The following is a 1,864-nucleotide window of genomic DNA, read 5'->3' as shown; positions in this document are numbered from 1 at the left end:
ATCGGCGGCGATGGCTTCATGATGCCGGATGACTTCCTTGATGATGAAGTTCAGGAACTTCTCGGCGAAATCCGGATCCAGATTGGCATCCTTGGCCAGGCGGCGCAGGCGTTCGATCTGGTATTCTTCGCGCGCCGGGTCGGCCGGCGGCAGATCATGCTTGGCCTTGAGAACGCCGACTGCCTGGGTGCAGCGAAAACGTTCGGCCAGCATGTGGACGAGCGCGGCATCGATGTTGTCGATCGACTGCCGGTAACCCGCCAATTCCTGTTTGATTTCGGGATCAATCATCTCTTAGCGATCCTCACTTCTTCTTCGGCAGGCCGGGAAGGCCGGGGAAGCCGCCGCCGAGACCCGGAAGCTTGGCACCACCCAGACCCGGCAGACCACCGCCCCCGAGACCGGGCATGCCGCCCGGCTTCAGGCCGGCTGCTTCCGCCTGCTTCTGCAGGGCTTCGAGCTGCTTCGGGTCGAGCTTCGACAGATCGGGCATGCCGCCACCACCGAGGCCGCCAAGGCCCATCTTGTTGGCAAGGCCGCCCATCATCTGCTTCATCATGCCGCCTTTGCCCTTGCCGCCCATCATCTTCATCATGTCCGCCATCTGGCGGTGCATCTTCAGAAGCTTGTTGATGTCGGCGGCATCGGTGCCGGAGCCGCTAGCGATGCGCTTCTTGCGCGAATGCTTGAGCAGGTCCGGATTGGCGCGCTCGGCCTTGGTCATCGACGAGATGATGGCGAGCTGGCGCTTGAACAGGCTGTCATCGAGGCCGGCGGCGGCCATCTTGTCCTTCATGCCGGCCATGCCGGGCATCAGGCCCATGATTCCGCCCATGCCGCCCATCTTCTGCATCTGGCCGAGCTGGTCGGCGAGGTCGTTGAGGTCGAACTTGCCCTTGGCCATCTTGGCGGCCATGGCGGCCGCCTTCTCGGCGTCGATGTTTTCGGCGGCCTTCTCGACGAGCGAGACGATGTCGCCCATGCCGAGGATGCGGTCGGCGACGCGGCGGGGATGGAACTCCTCGAGTTCGCCCATCTTTTCGCCGACGCCGATGAGCTTGATCGGCTTGCCGGTAACCGCACGCATCGAAAGGGCAGCACCGCCGCGGCCATCGCCGTCCATGCGGGTGAGCACCAGGCCGGTGATGCCGACACGTTCGTCGAAGTTGCGGGCGAGATTGACGGCGTCCTGGCCGGTCAGCGCGTCGGCGACGAGCAGGATCTCATGCGGATTGGACTTCCGCTTGATCTCCGCCATCTCGATCATCAGCGGCTCGTCGATATGGGTACGGCCGGCGGTGTCGAGGATGACGACATCATGGCCGCCGAGCTTGGCAGCCTGGACGGCGCGCGAAGCGATATCGGTCGGCGACTGGCCGGCAATGATGGGCAGCGTATCGACGCCGGTCTGGACGCCGAGCTGGCGAAGCTGTTCCTGGGCGGCCGGACGACGGGTGTCGAGCGACGCCATCAGGACCTTCTTCTTGTCCCTTGTCTTCATCCGGCTGGCGATCTTGCCGGTGGTGGTGGTCTTACCCGAGCCCTGCAGACCGACCATCATGATGACGACCGGTGCGGGCGCATTGAGATCGATCGTCACGCCCTCGGAGCCGAGCATCTCGACGAGCTCGTCGTGGACGATCTTGACGACCATCTGGCCGGGCTTGATCGACTTCAGGATCTCGGCGCCGACAGCCTTTTCCCGAACCTTTTCCGTGAAGCCGCGCACGACGTCGAGCGCGACGTCGGCTTCGAGCAGCGCACGGCGAACCTCGCGGAGCGCAGCGGAAACATCGGCTTCCGACAATGCGCCGCGGCCGGTCAGTCCATTCAATATGGAACCAAGGCGGTCCTGGAGGCTCTC

Annotated in this window: 2 protein-coding genes; both read right to left on the bottom strand. The window is 64.1% G+C overall.

What is annotated here, in order from left to right; genetic code table 11:
- On the bottom strand, nucleotides 1-291 hold a 291-nt coding region (locus VGO12_RS01915; protein ID WP_327494335.1), incomplete at its 3' end, for a chorismate mutase.
- Nucleotides 292-304: 13 nt separating this feature from the next.
- Nucleotides 305-1,864: signal recognition particle protein (ffh, locus tag VGO12_RS01910; RefSeq protein WP_327511061.1), on the bottom strand; the 1,560-nt coding region annotated here is incomplete at its 5' end.

Source organism: Ensifer sp., assembly GCF_035999135.1.
In the GTDB taxonomy this organism is placed as follows: Bacteria; Pseudomonadota; Alphaproteobacteria; order Rhizobiales; family Rhizobiaceae; genus Ensifer.
This window is presented reverse-complemented; position numbering and strand designations above follow the sequence as displayed.